Annotated in this window: 17 protein-coding genes; 10 read left to right on the top strand and 7 right to left on the bottom strand. The window is 71.5% G+C overall.

Annotated elements, in window-relative coordinates; all coding sequences use genetic code 11:
• Positions 1-48: 48 nt before the first annotated feature.
• A complete protein-coding gene (locus tag OG866_RS38540) occupies positions 49-465 on the bottom strand; it encodes a DUF4395 domain-containing protein (protein WP_329342017.1) in 417 nt (138 codons plus the stop codon).
• A 76-nt stretch (positions 466-541) separates the two neighbouring features.
• Here OG866_RS38540 and OG866_RS38545 point away from each other — a divergent pair, with 76 nt between their 5' ends.
• The 4 genes from OG866_RS38545 to OG866_RS38560 all read left to right on the top strand — a co-directional run bounded on the left by OG866_RS38545 (position 542) and on the right by OG866_RS38560 (position 3,694).
• The gene (locus OG866_RS38545; RefSeq protein WP_329342018.1) at positions 542-955 is read left to right on the top strand and encodes a TlpA family protein disulfide reductase; all 414 of its coding nucleotides are present in this window, start codon (positions 542-544) and stop codon (positions 953-955) included.
• A 193-nt stretch (positions 956-1,148) separates the two neighbouring features.
• Complete coding sequence (locus OG866_RS38550; protein ID WP_329342020.1) at positions 1,149-1,658, top strand: flavin reductase family protein; 510 nt, start codon at positions 1,149-1,151, stop codon at positions 1,656-1,658.
• A 233-nt stretch (positions 1,659-1,891) separates the two neighbouring features.
• Positions 1,892-2,680 carry an electron transfer flavoprotein subunit beta/FixA family protein gene (locus OG866_RS38555; protein WP_329342022.1) on the top strand — a complete coding sequence of 263 codons (789 nt, stop codon included), beginning with the start codon at positions 1,892-1,894 and terminating at the stop codon, positions 2,678-2,680.
• A gap of 51 nt (positions 2,681-2,731) precedes the next feature.
• A complete protein-coding gene (locus tag OG866_RS38560; RefSeq protein WP_329342024.1) occupies positions 2,732-3,694 on the top strand; it encodes an electron transfer flavoprotein subunit alpha/FixB family protein in 963 nt (320 codons plus the stop codon).
• A gap of 62 nt (positions 3,695-3,756) precedes the next feature.
• On the opposite strand, the gene OG866_RS38565 is transcribed toward OG866_RS38560, so the two are convergent.
• Positions 3,757-4,650: an endonuclease/exonuclease/phosphatase family protein gene (locus OG866_RS38565; RefSeq protein ID WP_329342025.1), complete on the bottom strand. Its 894-nt coding sequence runs from the start codon at positions 4,648-4,650 to the stop codon at positions 3,757-3,759.
• 191 nt (positions 4,651-4,841) lie between these two features.
• On the opposite strand from OG866_RS38565, the gene OG866_RS38570 reads away from it, so the two are divergent.
• Together OG866_RS38570 and OG866_RS38575 are read left to right on the top strand one after the other, a co-directional pair.
• Positions 4,842-6,131 carry a DUF6986 family protein gene (locus OG866_RS38570; RefSeq protein ID WP_329342026.1) on the top strand — a complete coding sequence of 430 codons (1,290 nt, stop codon included), beginning with the start codon at positions 4,842-4,844 and terminating at the stop codon, positions 6,129-6,131.
• Between the two features lie 86 nt (positions 6,132-6,217).
• Positions 6,218-7,918, top strand: coding sequence for a serine/threonine-protein kinase (locus OG866_RS38575; RefSeq protein WP_329342027.1), 1,701 nt, complete (start codon positions 6,218-6,220; stop codon positions 7,916-7,918).
• Here the strand turns inward: OG866_RS38575 and OG866_RS38580 are convergent.
• Together OG866_RS38580 and OG866_RS38585 are read right to left on the bottom strand one after the other, a co-directional pair.
• Positions 7,864-8,658, bottom strand: coding sequence for a hypothetical protein (locus tag OG866_RS38580; protein ID WP_329342029.1), 795 nt, complete (start codon positions 8,656-8,658; stop codon positions 7,864-7,866). The two genes, OG866_RS38575 and OG866_RS38580, sit on opposite strands and share 55 nt — an antisense overlap.
• A 33-nt stretch (positions 8,659-8,691) precedes the next feature.
• Complete coding sequence (locus tag OG866_RS38585) at positions 8,692-9,741, bottom strand: LacI family DNA-binding transcriptional regulator (protein WP_329342030.1); 1,050 nt, start codon at positions 9,739-9,741, stop codon at positions 8,692-8,694.
• Between the two features lie 195 nt (positions 9,742-9,936).
• On the opposite strand from OG866_RS38585, the gene OG866_RS38590 reads away from it, so the two are divergent.
• Complete coding sequence (locus OG866_RS38590) at positions 9,937-10,896, top strand: ROK family protein (protein ID WP_329342031.1); 960 nt, start codon at positions 9,937-9,939, stop codon at positions 10,894-10,896.
• Between the two features lie 73 nt (positions 10,897-10,969).
• Here the strand turns inward: OG866_RS38590 and OG866_RS38595 are convergent, their stop codons facing one another.
• Entirely contained in the window at positions 10,970-12,976 is a 2,007-nt protein-coding gene (locus OG866_RS38595) for an NPCBM/NEW2 domain-containing protein (protein WP_329342032.1), read from the bottom strand.
• A 157-nt stretch (positions 12,977-13,133) separates the two neighbouring features.
• Here OG866_RS38595 and OG866_RS38600 point away from each other — a divergent pair, with 157 nt between their 5' ends.
• From OG866_RS38600 to OG866_RS38610, 3 genes are all read left to right on the top strand, one after another.
• Positions 13,134-14,105 (top strand): TIGR01777 family oxidoreductase, encoded by a 972-nt coding sequence (locus tag OG866_RS38600; protein WP_329342033.1) that lies wholly within the window; start codon positions 13,134-13,136, stop codon positions 14,103-14,105.
• A 30-nt stretch (positions 14,106-14,135) separates the two neighbouring features.
• Positions 14,136-14,327: a hypothetical protein gene (locus OG866_RS38605; RefSeq protein WP_329342035.1), complete on the top strand. Its 192-nt coding sequence runs from the start codon at positions 14,136-14,138 to the stop codon at positions 14,325-14,327.
• 149 nt (positions 14,328-14,476) lie between these two features.
• Complete coding sequence (locus OG866_RS38610) at positions 14,477-15,520, top strand: NUDIX hydrolase (RefSeq protein ID WP_329342037.1); 1,044 nt, start codon at positions 14,477-14,479, stop codon at positions 15,518-15,520.
• Here the strand turns inward: OG866_RS38610 and OG866_RS38615 are convergent.
• The gene (locus OG866_RS38615) at positions 15,517-16,545 is read right to left on the bottom strand and encodes a protein kinase family protein (protein WP_443063607.1); all 1,029 of its coding nucleotides are present in this window, start codon (positions 16,543-16,545) and stop codon (positions 15,517-15,519) included. The genes OG866_RS38610 and OG866_RS38615 overlap by 4 nt on opposite strands.
• Positions 16,542-17,897: a dipeptidase gene (locus OG866_RS38620; protein ID WP_329342040.1), complete on the bottom strand. Its 1,356-nt coding sequence runs from the start codon at positions 17,895-17,897 to the stop codon at positions 16,542-16,544. The genes OG866_RS38615 and OG866_RS38620 overlap by 4 nt, the downstream gene beginning before the upstream one ends.
• Between the last annotated feature and the right edge of the window lie 120 nt (positions 17,898-18,017).

Below are 18,017 nucleotides of genomic sequence, written 5' to 3' on the forward strand. Positions count from 1 at the left end.
TCCTTGTCACGTCTGCTGCTTGATCCACCTCGGGCTTTTACGCCGCCTTTACTGCGCGCGTACGGTCACGCGCCGTACGAGCAGGTACATCTCGCACCCCAGGCAGTACCCGAACGCGGAGTTCAGGAAGGCCGCCGCGAGCGCCGCCCCGGTCGCCGCGAGTCCCAGCCAGGACGGTCCGACGCCGTACCCGACCAGACCGACGACCGCGAAGGCCAGGCCCACCGCCTGCGCGAACCGCGGCGGTTCGGGCGCCTCGAACTCCGTCGGCGGACCGATGCGGGGACGCACGACCTTCTTGAACACCCAGCCGTACGGCGAACGCCCCACCCCGCCCGCCGCGCCCAGCGCGAACGCCAGGGTCTGCCAGGCCAGGAGCCACACGCTGCCGGTGATCAGCACGACCGCCAGTACTAGGGTCGTCACGGCCGCCCCGAAGCGCGGTCCCCTCACATCGATGTCCATGAATCAAGCATTCCGCATGGAACGCTGTGCGTGGAGTCGGGAATCTTTGCAGTCTCGTGAACGCTGGAGCTGGGTGATGGCCGGAGTCGTGGTGTGTGTGCTGGTGCTCGCCGCGGCGAGCGTCTACGGAGTGCTGCACAGGCAGCGGAGCGGGAGAGTACGGGTGCGCGGGCGCGACGACGACAAGCGGCTCGGCGCCGCCGAACTGGGCACGGAGTTGGGCGAGCGGGCCACCCTCGTCCAGTTCTCCAGTGCCTTCTGCGCGCCCTGCCGGGCCACCCGCAGGGTCCTCGGCGAGGTGGTCGACCTGGTCCCCGGCGTCGCCCACGTCGAGATCGACGCCGAGGCCCACCTGGATCTCGTCCGCGCCCTGGACATCCTCAAGACGCCGACCGTGCTGGTCCTCGACGCCGACGGCCGCGTGGTGCGGCGGGCCACCGGGCAGCCGCGCAAGGCGGATGTCATCGCGGCCCTCGGCGAGGCCGTGTGACGGTGAGGCAGCTCCCATATGTCGGGACGTACTTGACTGGGCGCACCACCTATCGTCAGCCTGACCGTATGCCTTCGGAACTCCTTCTCTTCGGGCGGGTCCACGTCGACCTGGCCCGCACCGCGAGCGCGCGCTGTCCGGGCTGTTGAGCAGCCACGGACCAGCTCGCCCCGCCTCGCAGAAGGACGACCCCATGACGGCCACGCCGGACCTCCGCACCCCTCAGCTCGCCTCCCCCGACCTGCTGCGCTCCGTCTTCCGGCGGCACGCGGCGGGCGTCGCCGTGATCACCGCGCGTGGTGACGGCGGCCCGGTCGGCTTCACCGCCACCTCGCTCACCTCGGTCTCCGCCGAGCCGCCGATGCTGTCCTTCGGCATCGGTACCGGTGCCTCCAGCTGGCCCGCGGTCTCCGGGGCCGAGCACGTCGGCGTCCACATACTCGGCGAGCACCAGCAGGAGCTGGCCGCCACCTTCGCCCGCAGCGGCGCCGACCGTTTCGGGGCGCCCACCGGCTGGCGCGAGGGGCCCGAGGGTGTTCCCGTCCTCGACGACGTCCTGGCCTGGCTGGTGTGCCGCGTCGTCGCGCGCGTGCCCGCCGGAGACCACCGGATCGTCCTCGCCGAGGTGCTCCTCGGCGACCCCGCAGGGCCTGGCCGTCCCCTCCTGTACCACCAGGGCGCGTTCAGCGGGCTGCGCGACTGACGGCCGGCGCCGCATACCGACCCTCCTGCTGCGGGACCGTCGAGTTCCGATTACGCTGCGTTGCGAAGGTCACAGTTCAAAGCGCTTGCTTAGCGGGAACGAACTGGGTGTACTGACGAGTAATATTTCGTTCGGAGCGCGGGCCGCCCCGATCGGGATCGGCCGCTTGGGGCGCCTATGCTGCCTGCAAGTAGGCAGCACACAAATGTCGACGCAGCAGTAGGAGAGCCGGCGTGAGCTTGAGGATCGTTGTCACCGTGAAGTACGTGCCCGACGCCACTGGCGACCGGCACTTCGCCGATGACCTGACCGTCGACCGTGAGGACGTGGACGGTCTGCTCTCCGAGCTGGACGAGTACGCGGTCGAGCAGGCGCTCCAGATCTCGGAGAACTCCGACGACGACGTGGAGATCACCGTTCTGACGGTGGGTCCGGAGGACGCCAAGGACGCGCTGCGCAAGGCGCTGTCCATGGGCGCGGACAAGGCGATCCACGTCGAGGACGACGACCTCCACGGCACCGACGCGATCGGCACCTCGCTGGTGCTCGCGAAGGCGATCGAGAAGGCCGGCTACGACCTGGTCATCTCCGGCATGGCCTCCACCGACGGCACCGCCGGCATCGTCCCGGCGCTGGTCGCCGAGCGCCTGGGCGTCCCGCAGGTGACCCTGCTCTCCGAGGTCTCCGTCGAGGACGGCACGGTCAAGGGCCGCCGTGACGGCGACGCCGCGAGCGAGCAGCTGGAGGCGTCCCTGCCGGCCGTCGTGTCCGTCACCGACCAGTCGGGCGAGGCGCGTTACCCGTCCTTCAAGGGCATCATGGCGGCCAAGAAGAAGCCGGTTCAGTCCTGGGACCTGGAGGACCTGGAGATCGACGCCGAAGAGGTCGGTCTCGAGGGTGCCTGGACCAAGGTCGAGGACGCGGCGGCGCGTCCGGCTCGCACCGCCGGCACGATCGTCAAGGACGAGGGCGAGGGCGGCAAGCAGCTCGCTGAGTTCCTCGCGGGCCAGAAGTTCATCTGAGCCCGATTTCGCCGACCGCCCCTCATCTGATCCAAGCAGGAGAGCATTCCCATGGCTGAAGTTCTCGTCTACGTCGACCACGTGGACGGTGCCGTCCGCAAGCCCACCCTGGAGCTGCTGACCCTGGCCCGCCGCCTCGGCGAGCCGGTCGCCGTCGCGCTGGGCAACGGCGCCGCCGACACCGCCGCCGCCCTCGCCGAGCACGGCGCGGTCAAGGTCCTCACCCACGAGGCCGCCGAGTACGCCGACTACCTGGTCGTCCCGAAGGTCGACGCCCTCCAGGCCGCCGTCGAGGCCGTCTCCCCGGCCGCGGTGCTGGTGCCGTCCTCCGCCGAGGGCAAGGAGATCGCCGCCCGTCTGGCGCTGCGCATCGGTTCCGGCATCATCACCGACGCCGTCGACCTGGAGGCCGGCGACGAGGGTCCGGTGGCCACCCAGTCGGTGTTCGCCGCGTCCTTTACCACCAAGACCCGTGTCTCCAAGGGCACTCCGGTCATCACGGTCAAGCCGAACTCGGCCGCCGTGGAGGCCGCCCCGGCCGCCGGTGCGGTCGAGGCGCTGGCCGTGTCCTTCTCCGCCGCCGCGATCGGCACCAAGGTCACCGCGCGCACCCCGCGCGAGTCGACGGGCCGCCCGGAGCTGACCGAGGCCGCGATCGTGGTCTCCGGCGGCCGTGGCGTCAACGGCGCCGAGAACTTCGCGATCATCGAGGCGCTCGCCGACTCCCTCGGCGCCGCTGTCGGTGCCTCGCGTGCCGCGGTGGACGCCGGCTGGTACCCGCACACCAACCAGGTCGGCCAGACCGGCAAGTCGGTCTCCCCGCAGCTGTACATCGCCTCCGGCATCTCCGGCGCGATCCAGCACCGCGCGGGCATGCAGACCTCGAAGACGATCGTGGCGATCAACAAGGACGCCGAGGCCCCGATCTTCGACCTGGTCGACTACGGCGTGGTCGGCGACCTCTTCGACGTCGTCCCCGCCCTCACCGAGGAGATCAAGGCCCGCAAGGGCTGATCCCTAAGGCGCCTGGACGAGGCCCCCGCGACCGCTTTCCCGGCGGTCGCGGGGGCCTCGGCTCATCCCAGGGTCAGGGACGCCTGGACCGGCAGATGGTCGCTCGGGAACTGCCCGGCGACGGCGAAGGTGTTGGTCGAGGCCCGGTGGACCCGCACCCCCGGGGTGGCCAGGATCCAGTCGATGCGCTCGCCGTCGGGCGTGAGCGGCTGGTAGCCGTGGAACGTCCCGTAGGCGTCACCGCGCTCGGCGGCAGCGTCCCAGGTGTCCACGAGTCCGGACTCGACGAGGTTGTCGTAGGCCTGGTTGTTGTGGGCCGCCGCGTTGAAGTCGCCGGTGACGACGACCGGTAAGGAACGGTCGAACGCGGCGATCCCCTCGGCGATGAGCAGCGCGGCGCGCTCGCGCGCGTACTGGCTCACATGGTCGAGGTGGGTGTTGAGGACGTAGAACTCCCGCCCGTCGTCGGCGCGGTCGCGGAAGCGGACCCAGGTGACGATCCGGGGGAGCGCGGCGCCCCAGGTGTTCGAGCCGATGGTTCGGGGAGTGTCGGAGAGCCAGTAGGTGTCGTGTTCGAGCGGGGCCAGGCGTCGGGTGTCGTAGAAGACCGCGGTGGACTCGTCGTGGCTGCCGCCCTCGCGGCCGGTGCCGATCCAGTCGTAGTGCGGACCGAGGTCGGCGTCGATGTCGAGCAGCTGCTGGTAGAGGCCCTCCTGGGTGCCGATGAACGTCGGGGCCTCGCGGCGCAGAAGGGCGCGCATCACCGGGCGGCGGACGGCCCAGCTGTTGGGTTCGACCGCGCCGGCGAAGCGCAGATTGAAGGTCATGGCGTCGAGCCGGCGGCCCACCGGGCGGGCGGCGGAGGCGGGCATCGTGGCCATCAGGGGCAAGGTGAGCGCGGTGGCCACCAGGGTTCTCAGTCCCATGCGACGCGTCATCCTGTCGGTGTCCGGCATGTGAATCCCCTCCCGACGGATCAGGATGAAGGGGGGAACCGGTGTGCGAAAGAGGGCGTGGTGAGGCCGGGGTGCCGGAAGGGGCGCGGCGGCTCACGCTGTGGACGGGGTGTTGACCTGCGGGAAGATCCACGGATAACTTCGCTCTACGGATTGTTGATTCCGTAGTGCGGAAAACAGGAGGGTGTGGCATGGGTCAGCAGGAGCAGGTGGCGACGAGCCTCGCGGGCGCCGTCAGCGAGGAGATCAGCGCCTCCCTCGCGCCGGTCGACGCCGAGCTGGAGCGCCGCTACCCCGGTGACCCGGGCACCCGCCAGCCCGTCCACACCGTCTACGTCCCCGGCAACCTCTTCGCCGCCGACACCCTCCGCTCCTGGGGCGACCAGGCCCTCGCGGCCCTCGATGAACACGCCCCGGACGCCGCGTCCTTCGCCGCCGTGCTCGGGCTGCCCGACGACCTCGCCGAGCCGGTCCACGCGCGCGTGCGCGCCAAACTGGAGCGCGAGCCGATCGAGGACCTGCGGGTCGACTTCGAGGACGGCTACAAGGGTTCCGACGAGGACCAGGACGCCGCCCGCGCGGCCCGTCTCGTCGCGGACGCGTACAAGAACGGCACGGCCGCCCCCTACATGGGCATCCGCATGAAGTGCATGGAGTCCCCGGTCCGCGACCGCGGCATCCGCACCCTCGACATCTTCCTCACCGGCCTGATGGAGGCCGGCGGCCTGCCCGACGGGCTGGTCCTCACGCTGCCCAAGGTGACCTATCCCGAGCAGGTCACCGCGATGGTCCGGCTCCTGGAGCAGTTCGAGAAGGCCCGCGGGCTCACCTCCGGCCGGATCGGCTTCGAGATCCAGATCGAGACCAGCCAGTCCATCCTCGCCGCCGACGGCACCGCCACCGTCGCCCGCATGATCGACGCCGCCGAGGGCCGCGCGACCGGCCTGCACTACGGCACCTTCGACTACAGCGCCTGCCTCGGCGTCTCCGCCGCCTACCAGGCCAGCGACCACCCGGCCGCCGACCACGCCAAGGCGATCATGCAGGTCGCCGCCGCGGGCACCGGCGTACGGGTCTCGGACGGCTCCACCAACGTCCTGCCGGTCGGCACCACCGAGAACGTCCACGAGGCCTGGAAGCTGCACTACGGCCTCACCCGCCGCGCCCTGGCCCGCGCCTACTATCAGGGCTGGGACATGCACCCCGGGCACCTCCCCACCCGGTACGCGGCCGTGTTCGCCTTCTACCGCGAGGGCTTCGAGGCCGCCGCCAAGCGCCTCGCCGCCTACGCCAACCACGTCGACGGCGCTGTCATGGACGAGCCCGCCACCGCCAAGGCCCTCGCCGGGTACCTCCTGCGCGGCCTGGACTGCGGCGCCCTCGACTCCGGCGAGGTCGGCCGCCTCACCGGGCTGACCCTGGCGCGCCTCCAGTCGTACGCCGGCCCGCGCCGCGCGGACCTGACGGCCTCGGCCAAGTAGCACCCCGGCGACCTCGACGAGGGCTGTCACAGCCGCCCCGTACCCTGGACGCGACTTGCACATGCGCACGGAGGAACGGGGCGGCGGTGTCTTCGGGGGACGACGGACAGACGGAGGAGACCGGCAGGCTGCTGGCCGGGCGCTATCGCGTCGTGGCGCAGCTCGGGCGCGGCGGCATGGGCGTGGTCTGGCGGGCGGTGGACGAGGTCCTCGGCCGTGAGGTCGCCGTCAAGGAACTGCGCACCTACACCGATGCCGACGGGCCGGAACTGGCCGATCTGCGGCTGCGCATGCAGCGCGAGGCCCGCGCGGCGGCCCGGGTGCGCCATCCCGGGGTGATCGCCGTGCACGACGTGGCGGAGGTCGACGGACGCCCCCTGATCGTCATGGAGCTGGTCGACGGGCCGTCCCTGGACGACGTCCTGCGCGACCGCGGCACCCTCGATGCCCGCGAGGCCGCCGGCATCGGCGCCAAGGTCATGGACGCCCTCGCCGCCGCCCACCGCGCGGGTGTCCTGCACCGGGACGTGAAGCCCGGCAACATCCTGCTCGACCGCTCGGGCCGCGTGGTCCTCACCGACTTCGGCATCGCCACGATGGACGACCCGGGTGACGGCTCGGCCACGCATCTGACCCGCAGCGGCGAACTCGTCGGCTCCCTGGACTACTTGGCACCCGAACGCGCCCAGGGCGCCGATCCCGGCCCCGCCTCGGACGTCTGGGCCCTGGGCGCCACCTTGTACGCGGCCGTGGAGGGCTCCTCGCCCTTCCGGCGTACGTCGACTTTCTCCACCCTCACCGCCATCGTCACCGAGCCCCTGCCGGACCCCACGCGCGCGGGGGCGCTCGGGCCGGTGCTCCAGCGGCTCCTGGACAAGCGCCCGCAGGGGCGCCCGGAGGCGGAGGAGGGGCGGGAACTGCTCCAGGCGGTCGCGGACTCCCCGGCAGGCGATTCCCCCACGACCAGGCTGCGGGGTACGGCGGTGGCGGCGCCCGTGGCGACGGAGCACAGCGTGCCTTCGGTACCGCCGGGGTTCGGCCCGCCTCCGGCACCGGAGGCACCGGTGGTCACCGGCCCCGTGGACGTCCCCCGCCCCGCCCGCGGCAGGCGCCGCGTCCTGCTCGTCGCCGCGGCCGTCACCGTCGTACTCGCGTCGGCCGGGGTGACGGTGGCGCTCCTGAACGACTCGGGTGACACGGACACCGACGCGCGATCCGCGTCCTCCGCCACCGACGCCGAGGCCACGTCGGCGGCGCGCGGTCGTGGGGACGCCGTACGCACCGACGAGCCCACCCCCACCGGGAAGGGTGACCGGAAGACCCCGACGGCGACCCCGTCGCCGAGCCGGACGGCCGCCGACGGCAAGCCCACCGAGCGGGCCACCACGCCTGCCCCGACCAGGACTTCGGGCGGCGGTGCCCCCACCTCCGGCGGCGGTTCCGGCGACGGCGGCACCGGCTCCGGTTCCGGTTCCGGTTCCGGTTCCGGCGAGACGACCCCCGCCGCGTCCTGCGTCTCCACAGGCGGCGGCAAGTACAACTGCCAGGTCTGGAAGACCGCCGACTCCTACACCGCCTCCGGCACCAAGGCCGGCATCCTCAACGCGGGCACCAACTACTTCTACTGCCAGCAGAATCTGGGCCGCCGCGAGACCTACGGCGAGTGGACCAACGTCTGGTGGGCGAAGACGGACGACGACAGCGGCAATGCCGGCGTCTTCGTCAGCGACGTCTACCTCAGGGGCGGCGACAACGACGAGCCGGTGCCGGGGCTGCCCGTCTGCTGATCCTCGGTGTACCGCTCCAGGCCGGAGTCGGTCACCAGCTTCTCCCTCCTGAAGAGCCGCGTGCCCGCCTGGCACAGGTCCCGGTCGGCGCGCGCCCGGGCGCAGAACTCCTCGGGCGTGACACCGAAAAGTTCCCTCAACCGGGCCGACCCGACGAGGAGTTCGGTGAGCAGCGGCCGCTGGCCCGGATGGCCGCGCGGGGCGCCGGTGCCGTCGTGCAGGACGCCGTGCGTGTTGACGTACACATACGCGCCCGCGAGCGTGGTGCCGTCCGCGAGTTCGTACCGCACCTCGGGGGCGGGCAGCCAGGCCCGCCGGTAGTTGCCGGCCGCCAGATGCGCTCCCTCGCTCGCGTCGACGACCGCCAGCTGCTCGGCGTCGAGCCAGGTGACGAACAACTCCCGTACCGTTCCCGGCGCTTCGACCGGGGAGGCGGACACATAGCCCAGGCGGCTGACGTGCGCGGAGACGCCGATGTCGATGCCCGTGACGCGGGTGCGCACCATCGGGATCGGGGAGAGGATCCCGTACTCGGCCATCTTGTGCCGCAGTTGGGCCGGGCTGGCGTTGGAGCCGACGGCGAGGACGGGGACGCGGTCGTTGTGCACCAGGCGGTCGAGGGGCAACAGCCGGTCACCGTCGAGGAGTCCGGAGTCCGAGGGCCACGCGCCCGGGTAGAGCAGCGGGTGGTCGCGCGGCGCCTCGGCCAGCCCCAGTGCCTCCAACGTGCGGTCGCTCAAGGGCACTGCCTTCCTGTTCGCCGGTCCGGTCTCTCAGTCCGCCGGCGGCAGCTCGCCCGAGCCGCGGGTGATCAGCCGGGTCGGCAGCTCGATCCGCTCGGGGGTGATCAGCGTGCCGTCCAGCTGCCGGAACAGCCGCTCCGCGGCGGTCCGGCCGAGGGCGGCGGCGTCCTGGGCGACGACGGTGACGCCCGGCTGGAGGAGATCGGCGAGCTCGATGTCGTCGAAGCCGACCAGGGCGACCCGGCGCGACTGCTCGGCGAGCACCCTGACCACGGTCACCGTCACCCGGTTGTTGCCCGCGAAGACCGCGGTCACCGGATCAGGACCGGACAGCATCTCCTCGGCGGCCCGGCGCACCCGCACCGGGTCGGTGACCCCGAGGGACATCCACTTCTCCTCGACCGGTATCCCGGCGTCCTCCATGGCCGCCCGGTAGCCGCGCAGACGCTCGGCGGCGGTGTGGATGCGGGGCATGTCGCCGATGAAGCCGATCCGTCGGTGGCCGTGCGCGATGAGGTGGGCGACTCCGTCGCGAGCCCCGCCGAAGTTGTCGGACAGGACCACGTCGGCGTCGATCTGGCCGGCTGGACGGTCCACGAACACCGTGGCCACGCCCGCCTTCAACTCCGGCTCCAGATAGCGGTGGTCGTCGCCGGCCGGGATGACCACCAGGCCGTCCACCCGGCGGGCGCAGAGCGCCAGTACCAACTCCTGCTCGCGGTCCGGGTCCTCCGCGCTGGAGCCGTTGATCAGCAGGGCGCCGTTGGCGCGGGCCACCTCCTCGACCGCGCGGCTGAGCGGGCCGTAGAACGGGTCCGCGAGATCTTCAAGTACCAGACCGATGCTGGCGGTTCGGCCCTTGCGCAGCACGCGCGCGCTGTCGTTGCGCCGGAAGCCGAGCGCGTCGATGGCCTCCTGGACCCGGCGCTCGGTCTCCGGGGTGACCCCGGGCTCGCTGTTGACCACGCGCGACACCGTCTTGAGGCCCACTCCGGCACGTGCGGCCACGTCCTTCATCGTCGGACGGTTGCCGTAACGCGTGGCGGCGACTCGGTCTGCACGGCGGGTGGTCTCGGGCACGATGGGGCGTCCTGTCCTGTCGTCCACGGGGAGGGGTGCGGCGTCCATGATTTTGTATGAGGATGTGGCGTCGAGCATAGAGCCTGGACAACGTTGTCAGATGCGGGGGACACTGTCCACCACAATTGCCGTCTCCGTGCCCCCACCCCGGAACGGCCCGACCTTTCTCATGGTTGACGGGGAGATCTGACACTGATGCACACCGACCTCGTGGCAGCGCTCGACATCGGCGGCACCAAGATCGCCGGCGCGCTGGTCGACGACCGCGGCCACATCCTGGTCCGCGCGCAGCGCGCCACGCCCGCCCGGGAGGACGGGGAGACCGTCATGCGGGCCGTCGAGGAGGTGCTCGGCGAACTCACCGTGTCGCCGCTGTGGGGACGCGCCTTTGCTCTCGGTATCGGCAGCGCGGGCCCCGTGGACGCCTCCGCGGGCACCGTGAGCCCGGTGAACGTGCCCGGCTGGCGCGACTATCCGCTGGTCCGGCGGGTCCGGGAGGCGACGGGCGGACTGCCGGTCGAACTGATCGGCGACGGCGTGGCCATCACGGCGGCCGAGCACTGGCAGGGCGCCGCGCGCGGACACGACAACGCGCTGTGCATGGTGGTGTCGACGGGCGTCGGCGGCGGCCTGGTCCTGGGCGGCCGGCTGCACCCGGGCCCCACCGGAAACGCGGGCCACATCGGCCACATCAGCGTGGACATGGACGGCGACCCCTGCGCGTGCGGCTCGCGCGGCTGTGTGGAGCGCATCGCCAGCGGTCCCAACATCGCGCGCCGGGCATACGAGAACGGCTGGCGGCCCGGACCGGACGGTGACACCTCCGCCGCCGCGGTGGCCGCCGCGGCGGGGACCGGCGATCCGATCGCCGTGGCCTCCTTCGAGCGGGCCGCACAGGCACTTGCCGCCGGGATCGCCGCCACGGCCACCCTCGTCGAGATCGACATCGCCGTGATCGGCGGCGGCGTGGGCAAGGCGGGCGAGGTGCTCCTCACCCCGCTCCGCAAGGCCCTGACCGACTACGCCACCCTCTCCTTCGTCCAGCGCCTGGCGGTCGTGCCGGCCCAGATGGGCACGGACGCGGGGCTGGTGGGGGCGGCCGCGGCGGCGCTCGCGAAGAGGGCGGACAAGGCGACGGACAAGGCGGCGGTCTGAGACGGTCCCGCAGGAACGTTCACGCTGGAGGCGGCCGGGCCCGCCGGCCGGCGCACCCGGCCGCCGGCGGACTTCAGCAGCTCAACCGCGCGTCCGCCCAGTCCGCGTGGTCCGAGTCGAGGCCGTCGCCGCCGTCGGTGACGACGAGCCGGACCACCTGGGCGCCGGTGACGTCCGCGGTGAGCGGCTGGGCCGGCATCGCGTTGGTGAGGACCCCGGTCGAGGCGACCTTGGTGCCGTCCGCCCAGATCTCGAAGGCGACCGTCCCGGCGGCGCCCTTCTCGTCGTCGACGCCGACGTCCGCGGTGACCGTCTCGCATGCCTTGCCCGTGTAGTACTCGACGATGCTCTGGGCGTGCACACCGAGGCCCTTGGCGTACACCACGCCGCCGATGGTGATCGGATGCCCGTCGCCCGCGGCGTTCTCCCCGTTGCTGGTGTTGCGCTCCACCGGCCCCCATCCGCTGAGGGCCGACAGCCACGGAAGGTCACCGAGTTCGGAGGTCCCCGAGGGCGGCGGCACCACCACGGAGATCCCCACGGTCAGGGCCGTGGCGACGCGGACGCCGGCCGGTGAGCGGTAACTCACCTTGAGCGTCAGGTCGTACGACCCCGCAGGCGTTCCGGCCGGGGCGGTCACCGTCCATCCGGTGCGCAGGGAACGGCTCGTCGGCAGGACGGCCGCCGTGGTCGCCGAGGTGGCGCGCGCGGACCAGCCCGCGGGGCCGGTGAGCGCGACGGAGACCTGCCGGGCCGGGGTGCGGCCCAGGTCGGTGACCGTGCTCGTCAGCGTGGCCGGGGCGCCGGCCTCGATCAACTGGCTGCCCTCCAGACCGAGTTCCACGGCCGGCGGGTGCTTGGACCACGCGGAGTCGGCGGAGACCCGTACGAGGACCGTGCCGTGTGCCGGGACGGTCGCCGCGATGGTGCCGGCGGTGTTGTAACTCCGGTGCTGCCACAGATCGCGCAGCGTGTAGGCGTCGGCGGTGGGCAGGCCGACGGCGGCGGCGGTCGTGGCGACGCGCTGTGCGGTGTTGGACTCGTTGAACAGGGCCACCGCGCGGCTGCCGTCCCGCAGTTGCTTGGCGACGACCCACCGGCCGCCCTCCGAGGTGACGACGGTGCCCTGCTTGCCGAGCGGGTCCTGGTCGACCGCGACGACCTCCTTGTTGCCGAGGATCTCGTAGGTCGCGTCGCTCGCGTGGCGCAGGTCGGAGCCGATGAGGAGCGGCGCGGCCATGATCGACCACAGGGAGAAGTGGGAGCGGTACTCGGTGTCCGTCATGCCGCCGTTGCCGACCTCCAGCATGTCCGGGTCGTTCCAGTGCCCGGGGCCGGCGTGTGCGGCGAGCGGCAGGTTCTGCCTCAGGATCGAGAGCATCGAGCCCCAGTTGTCGCTGATGTCGCCGGTCGTGCGCCACAGGTGGCCCACGTCGGACGCCCACTCCCAGGGTTTGTTCTCGCCCCACTCGCAGATGCTGTAGACGATGGACCGGCCGGTTGCTCGCAGGGCGTCGCGCATGGTCGTGTAACGCGTCTTTGCGTCCACGCCCTGGTTGTTGCAGTTGTCGTACTTGAGATAGTCCACACCCCAGTCCGCGAACTGTTGGGCGTCGCTGTACTCATGGCCCAGCGCCCCGGGAAATCCCGCGGTGTTGCACGTCTTGGTGCCCGCGCTCGTGTAGATGCCGAACTTCAGGCCCTTGGAGTGGACGTAGTCCGCGACCGCCTTGATCCCGTTCGGGAAGCGGACGGGGTCCGGCACGAGCTTGCCGTCCGCGTCCCGGTCGGGCAGGGCCCAGCAGTCGTCGAGGTTGACGTACTGATACCCGACGTCCTTGAGGCCCTTGTCCACGAAGATGTCCGCGATCGACTTGACCATGGCCTCGTTGAACTCGGCACGGCAGTGCGTGGAGTTCCAGTTGTTGAAGCCCATGGGCGGGGTGAGGGCGAGACCGTCGTCCAGGGCGGGCGCGGCGGCCCGCGCCGTGGGTGCGGCGAGCCCTGCGGCGGCGAGCAGTGCGGCGGTGAGTGCTCCAACCACTTGGCTACGGATTGTGCGGGTGTGAAGGTGACGCATCGTTACGTTCCTCCGTACCGGCGAAAGATGGGATGACTACATGTACGCGCCACAGTGTGATCTCGGTAGACCCCCTGTCACGCCGGACTGCCGAAGTCTGGATTTTGAACGTGTTCAACTCTGTGCGTTAGGCTCCCCCATAAGAAGGGGGAGTCTGATGAAGTTCGTGATCCCCGGGGGAACCGGGCAGGTGGGAACCGTCCTCGGCCGTGCTCTGCGCGCGTCGGGGCATGACGTGGTCGTGCTGACCAGGCGGCCGACCCAGGACCATGAGGTGCACTGGGACGGGGAGTCACTGGGGCCCTGGGCCCGGACGATCGACGGCAGCGACGTGGTGATCAATCTGGCCGGGCGCAGCGTCAACTGTCGCTACACCCCGGCCAACCTGAGGGCCATGATGGACTCGCGCGTCGACTCCGCCAGAGTCGTCGGAGAGGCGATCGCGTCCGCCGTACGGCCGCCGCGCGTCTGGCTGCAGATGAGCACGGCCACCGTCTACGCCCATCGTTTCGACGCGCCCCACGACGAGGCGACCGGAGTGATCGGCGGTTCCGAGCCCGACGTGCCGGACTACTGGGCCTACAGCGTCGAGATCGCGAAGCGGTGGGAGCAGGCCCAGGACGAGGCCGACACTCCGCGGACCCGGAAGGTCGCCCTGCGCTCCGCCATGGTGATGAGCCCGGACCGCGGCGGGGTCTTCGACGTGCTGCTCAGGATGGTGCGGCTCGGCCTCGGCGGCCCCGTGGCGGGCGGCGCGCAATACGTCTCCTGGATCCACGAGCACGACTTCGTCCAGGCGATCGAGTTCCTGACCGCCCGCGACGACATCGCCGGACCCGTGAACCTCGCCGCCCCCGGGCCGCTGCCGCACCGCGCGTTCATGCGGGAGTTGCGGGCCGCCTGGGGCATGCCCGTCGGGCTGCCCGCCGCCAAGTGGATGGCCGAGATCGGTGCGTTCGTGCTGCGCTCGGACACCGAACTGCTGCTGAAGAGCCGCCGGGTGGTACCGGGCCGCCTGCTGGAGGCGGGGTTCGCCTTCGATCACCCGCAATGGTCCGACGCCGCCCGTGACCTGGTGCGGCGCGCCCGTGCCGGAGCCGGCCGGGTGCCCACGCGGGCGCGGGCGTGACCCTCGTGCCGTTTCGCAGTTGAACCGGGCATGAAGAAGCGCACCATGGCTGCCATCGCCTCCCTGGCCACCGGTTTCGTCGTCGCCGCGATCACCCCGTCCCACGCCGTCGGCGAGAACCTCACCGACCTCGACGTCGACAAGACCCTCAGCACCCTCGACCACACCATCGCCAGCGACAGCCTGGCCGTCGACAAGAACGCCCTCGGCCAGAACGACTGACAAGAGCTGACGAGAGCTGGACCACGGTGCCGGTGCCCCTCGCCGCAGGGGGGCGCCGGCACCGTCGTACGTGGGCCCTCAACTGGGGCTGGTTTCCGTGGCAGGGTGGAGCGGGCAAGCCTCAGGGGGCCAACAGAAGAGGGGGAACCGTGACCGTCGTTTGGATCAACGGCGCGTTCGGTGCGGGGAAGACCACCGCCGCACGGGAACTGATCGAACTGCTCCCGAACAGCACACTCTTCGACCCCGAGGTCATCGGCGGAGCGCTCCCGCACCTGCTCCCGCCCAAACACCTCGCCGAGGTCGGCGACTTCCAGGACCTGCCGATCTGGCGCCGCCTCGTGATCGACACGGCGGCAGCCATGCTCGCCGAGCTCGGCGGGACCCTCGTGGTCCCCATGACCCTGCTGCGCCAGGAGTACCGCGACGAGATCTTCGGCGGCCTCGCGGCCCGCCGCATCAGTGTCCAACACCTCCTCCTCGCCCCGGCGGAAACGATCCTGCGCGAGCGAATAGCCGGGCGGGAGATCCCGCCCGACCTCCCGGACGGCGAGATACGGGTACGGCAGTGGTCGTACGACCACATCGAGCCGTACCGCGCCGCCCTCGCCTCCTGGCTCACCGCCGACGCCCATCTCGTCGACAACAGCGCCCTCACCCCCTACGAGACGGCTGCCCGGATCGCCGAGGCGGTCGGATCCGGCACCATGCCCGTCTGCGACATCGTGCAGACCCCCGAGCCGACCGCCGAGACGGTCGCCGCCGGCGTCCTCCTCTTCGACGAGCGGGACCGGGTGCTGCTCGTCGACCCCACCTACAAGGCCGGCTGGGAGTTTCCCGGCGGAGTCGTCGAACCCGGCGAGGCTCCCGCGCGCGCGGGCATGCGCGAGGTCACCGAGGAGACCGGGATCGAGCTGGACGACGTACCGCGCCTGCTGGTCGTCGACTGGGAACAGCCCGCGCCACCCGGATACGGCGGTCTGCGCCTCCTCTTCGACGGCGGCCGGCTCGATGCGGCCGAGGCCGGACGGTTGCTGCTGCCGGGGCCCGAACTGCGCGCATGGCGTTTCGTCAGCGAGGAGGAGGCCGCCGATCTGCTGCCTCCCGTCCGCTACGAGCGGCTGCGGTGGGCGCTGCGGGCGCGGGAACGCGGGGCGGCGCTGTACCTGGAGGCCGGTGTTCCGGTGGGTTAGGCGCTCGCCAGTCTCAGTTCGTCCGTCGGATACGGGGTCGTCCTGCTCTCCCACTGGAACCGGCGGTCGAAGTCACCCATCAAGGACGCTACGCGCGCGTGCCGGACGAGGATGCTCGCCGCGGCCCGGGGGATGCCCCTGGGCCGCATGCCCTCGGCACAGGCCTCGATGAACGACCGCCGGTCGTCCGGACCGTAGCCGTGCAGCGCGACGGTGAGCCAGTTCACCAGGTAGCTCGCCGTGTAGGCGCGGTCGTAGTGACGGTGCCGCGCGAAGAAGTCGCGCTCCTGCGGGGCCAGTTGGAAGCGGGCGGAGAGGGAGAGGCCGTAGTCGGCGAGGTAGAGCTGCCGGCCGTCGGTGAGGATGTTCTTGAAGTGGGCGTCGAAATGCAGGAGTTCGCGCGCGTGGAGGAAGTCGGTGACGGACCGCAGGCCCCGCTCCACGAGGGAGCAGGCGCGGTCGGCGTGACTGGTGCGCAACTGGGCGTCGAACCAGTCGTGCAGGGTGTACGGCACGTACTCCAGGAAGAGCGTCAGACTCGCGGACGCCGTCCGCAGCCCTTCGACGCGCTCGCGCACGCCCGGACCCCAGTACGCCACCGTCCGCTCCACATCGGCCAGTTCGGCCGGAAGCGGCTGGGGCGAGTCGGGCAGCACCCGCCAGTGGTGCAGCAGCGGGAACCCGGTGTACTTGCCGGACAGCACCCAGTCGGTCGTCATCGTGTGCACGGCCAGCTCACGCCACGCCCCGAAGCCCGGGGCTCCGACCGTTCCGATGCCGTAGTGGCAGTAGGTCGGCATGGCGAAGACGTTCGCCGTGGACCGCACATGGTTCGGGTGCCGCTCGATGTCGGTGAGCGGCACCCGTTTCACGAACACCGGTCTGCCGGCCACCTCGACGAGCGTGGCCCGGCCGCCGATTCCGGTGCCCAATGGCCGCCCCGACTCCACGAGGCCGGTGAGGTCGTGGTCGTCGAGGCGGGCCAGGGACAGGCCGATGTCGGAATGCGCGGTCAAGCGGTTCACATCGCCGCGTAGTTGCGCAGGAACAGGGCCTCCGCCACCGACAGCCGCTCCAACTCCTCAGGAGAGACGCTCTCGTTGACCGCATGGATCTGCGCCTCCGGCTCGCTCAGGCCGATCAGGAGGATCTCCGCGCCCGGGTAGAGCGCGGCGAGGGTGTTGCACAGCGGGATGGAGCCGCCCTGGCCGGCGTACTGCATCTCCTGACCCGGGTACGCCACCGACATCGCCTCGGCCATCGCCGTGTACGCCGGGCTGGTCGGGTCGGCGCTGAAGGGCTGGCCCTGGCCGACCTGCTCGGTGCGCACCCGGGCGCCCCACGGCGTACGCGTCTCCAGATGCGCCTGGAGCAGCTTCGTCGCCTCGGCGGCGTCCGTGCCCGGCGGCACCCGCAGGCTCACCAGCGCCCTGGCGCCCGCCTGCACGGACGGGGTGGCGCCGACGACCGGCGGGCAGTCGATGCCGAGGACCGTCACGGCCGGGCGCGCCCAGATACGGTCGGCGACCGTGCCGGAGCCGATCAGCTCCACTCCGTCCAGCACCTTCGCGTCCTGCCGGAACTGCTCCTCGTCGTACTGCAAACCGTCCCACGCCGTCTCGGGGGCGAGCCCGTCGACCGTCGTCGAACCGTCCTCCGCCCGCAGCGAGTCCAGTACGCGGATCAGCGCGGCCAGCGCGTCGGGCGCCGCGCCGCCGAACTGGCCGGAGTGCAGGTTGCCCGCGAGGGTGTCTACCTGGACGCGGACCAGGGTCATGCCGCGCAGGGTGGTCGTCACCGTCGGCAGGCCGACGCGGAAGTTGCCCGCGTCCCCGATCACGATGGTGTCGGCCTCCAGCAGGTCCGGGTGTGCCTCGGCGTACCGCTCCAGACCGCCCGTGCCCATCTCCTCCGAGCCCTCGGCGATCACCTTGACGTGCACCGGCACGCCGCCGTTCGCCTTCAGGGCGCGCAGGGCCAGTAGGTGCATGATCACGCCGCCCTTGCAGTCGGCGGCCCCGCGCCCGTACCAGCGGCCCTCCCGCTCGGTCAGCTCGAACGGCGGAGTCGTCCAGGCGTTCTCGTCCAGCGGCGGCTGCACGTCGTAGTGCGCGTACAGCAGGACCGTCTTCGCACCCTCGGGGCCGGGCAGGTAGCCGTACACGGACTGGGTGCCGTCCGGGGTGTCGAGCAGCGCCACGTCCTGGAAACCCTCGGCGGTGAGCGCGTCCGCGACCCAGCGGGCGGCGCCCTCGCTCTCGCTCCGAGGGAACTGGTCGAAGTCCGCCACCGACTTGAACGCCACCAGTTCGGTGAGCTCCGCCTTCGCCCGGGGCATCAGCGAGGCGACGGTCTCGGCGACCGGATTCGACGACATGGGCACGCTCCTTGTAGGTGCGACGTTGTACGTATGGGTGGGGAGATCCTCCCACAGTGGCCTGCGGCGATGGCGGTCGTAGGATGCACAAGGCAGCAGCGGCAAGCGGCTTGATCGGAG

Origin of the sequence: Streptomyces sp. NBC_00663 (assembly GCF_036226885.1) — a bacterium.
Taxonomy (GTDB): Bacteria; Actinomycetota; Actinomycetes; order Streptomycetales; family Streptomycetaceae; genus Streptomyces.

What these genes read in the sequence shown, in the direction of transcription:
- OG866_RS38605 (WP_329342035.1), top strand. Translation starts at nt 14,136, where the DNA reads ATGAAGAAGCGCACCATGGCTGCCATCGCCTCCCTGGCCACCGGTTTC.
- OG866_RS38560 (WP_329342024.1), top strand. Translation starts at nt 2,732, where the DNA reads ATGGCTGAAGTTCTCGTCTACGTCGACCACGTGGACGGTGCCGTCCGC.
- OG866_RS38600 (WP_329342033.1), top strand. Translation starts at nt 13,134, where the DNA reads ATGAAGTTCGTGATCCCCGGGGGAACCGGGCAGGTGGGAACCGTCCTC.
- OG866_RS38565 (WP_329342025.1), bottom strand. Translation starts at nt 4,650, where the DNA reads ATGCCGGACACCGACAGGATGACGCGTCGCATGGGACTGAGAACCCTG.
- OG866_RS38595 (WP_329342032.1), bottom strand. Translation starts at nt 12,976, where the DNA reads ATGCGTCACCTTCACACCCGCACAATCCGTAGCCAAGTGGTTGGAGCA.
- OG866_RS38545 (WP_329342018.1), top strand. Translation starts at nt 542, where the DNA reads ATGGCCGGAGTCGTGGTGTGTGTGCTGGTGCTCGCCGCGGCGAGCGTC.
- OG866_RS38590 (WP_329342031.1), top strand. Translation starts at nt 9,937, where the DNA reads ATGCACACCGACCTCGTGGCAGCGCTCGACATCGGCGGCACCAAGATC.
- OG866_RS38570 (WP_329342026.1), top strand. Translation starts at nt 4,842, where the DNA reads ATGGGTCAGCAGGAGCAGGTGGCGACGAGCCTCGCGGGCGCCGTCAGC.
- OG866_RS38620 (WP_329342040.1), bottom strand. Translation starts at nt 17,897, where the DNA reads ATGTCGTCGAATCCGGTCGCCGAGACCGTCGCCTCGCTGATGCCCCGG.
- OG866_RS38540 (WP_329342017.1), bottom strand. Translation starts at nt 465, where the DNA reads ATGGACATCGATGTGAGGGGACCGCGCTTCGGGGCGGCCGTGACGACC.
- OG866_RS38550 (WP_329342020.1), top strand. Translation starts at nt 1,149, where the DNA reads ATGACGGCCACGCCGGACCTCCGCACCCCTCAGCTCGCCTCCCCCGAC.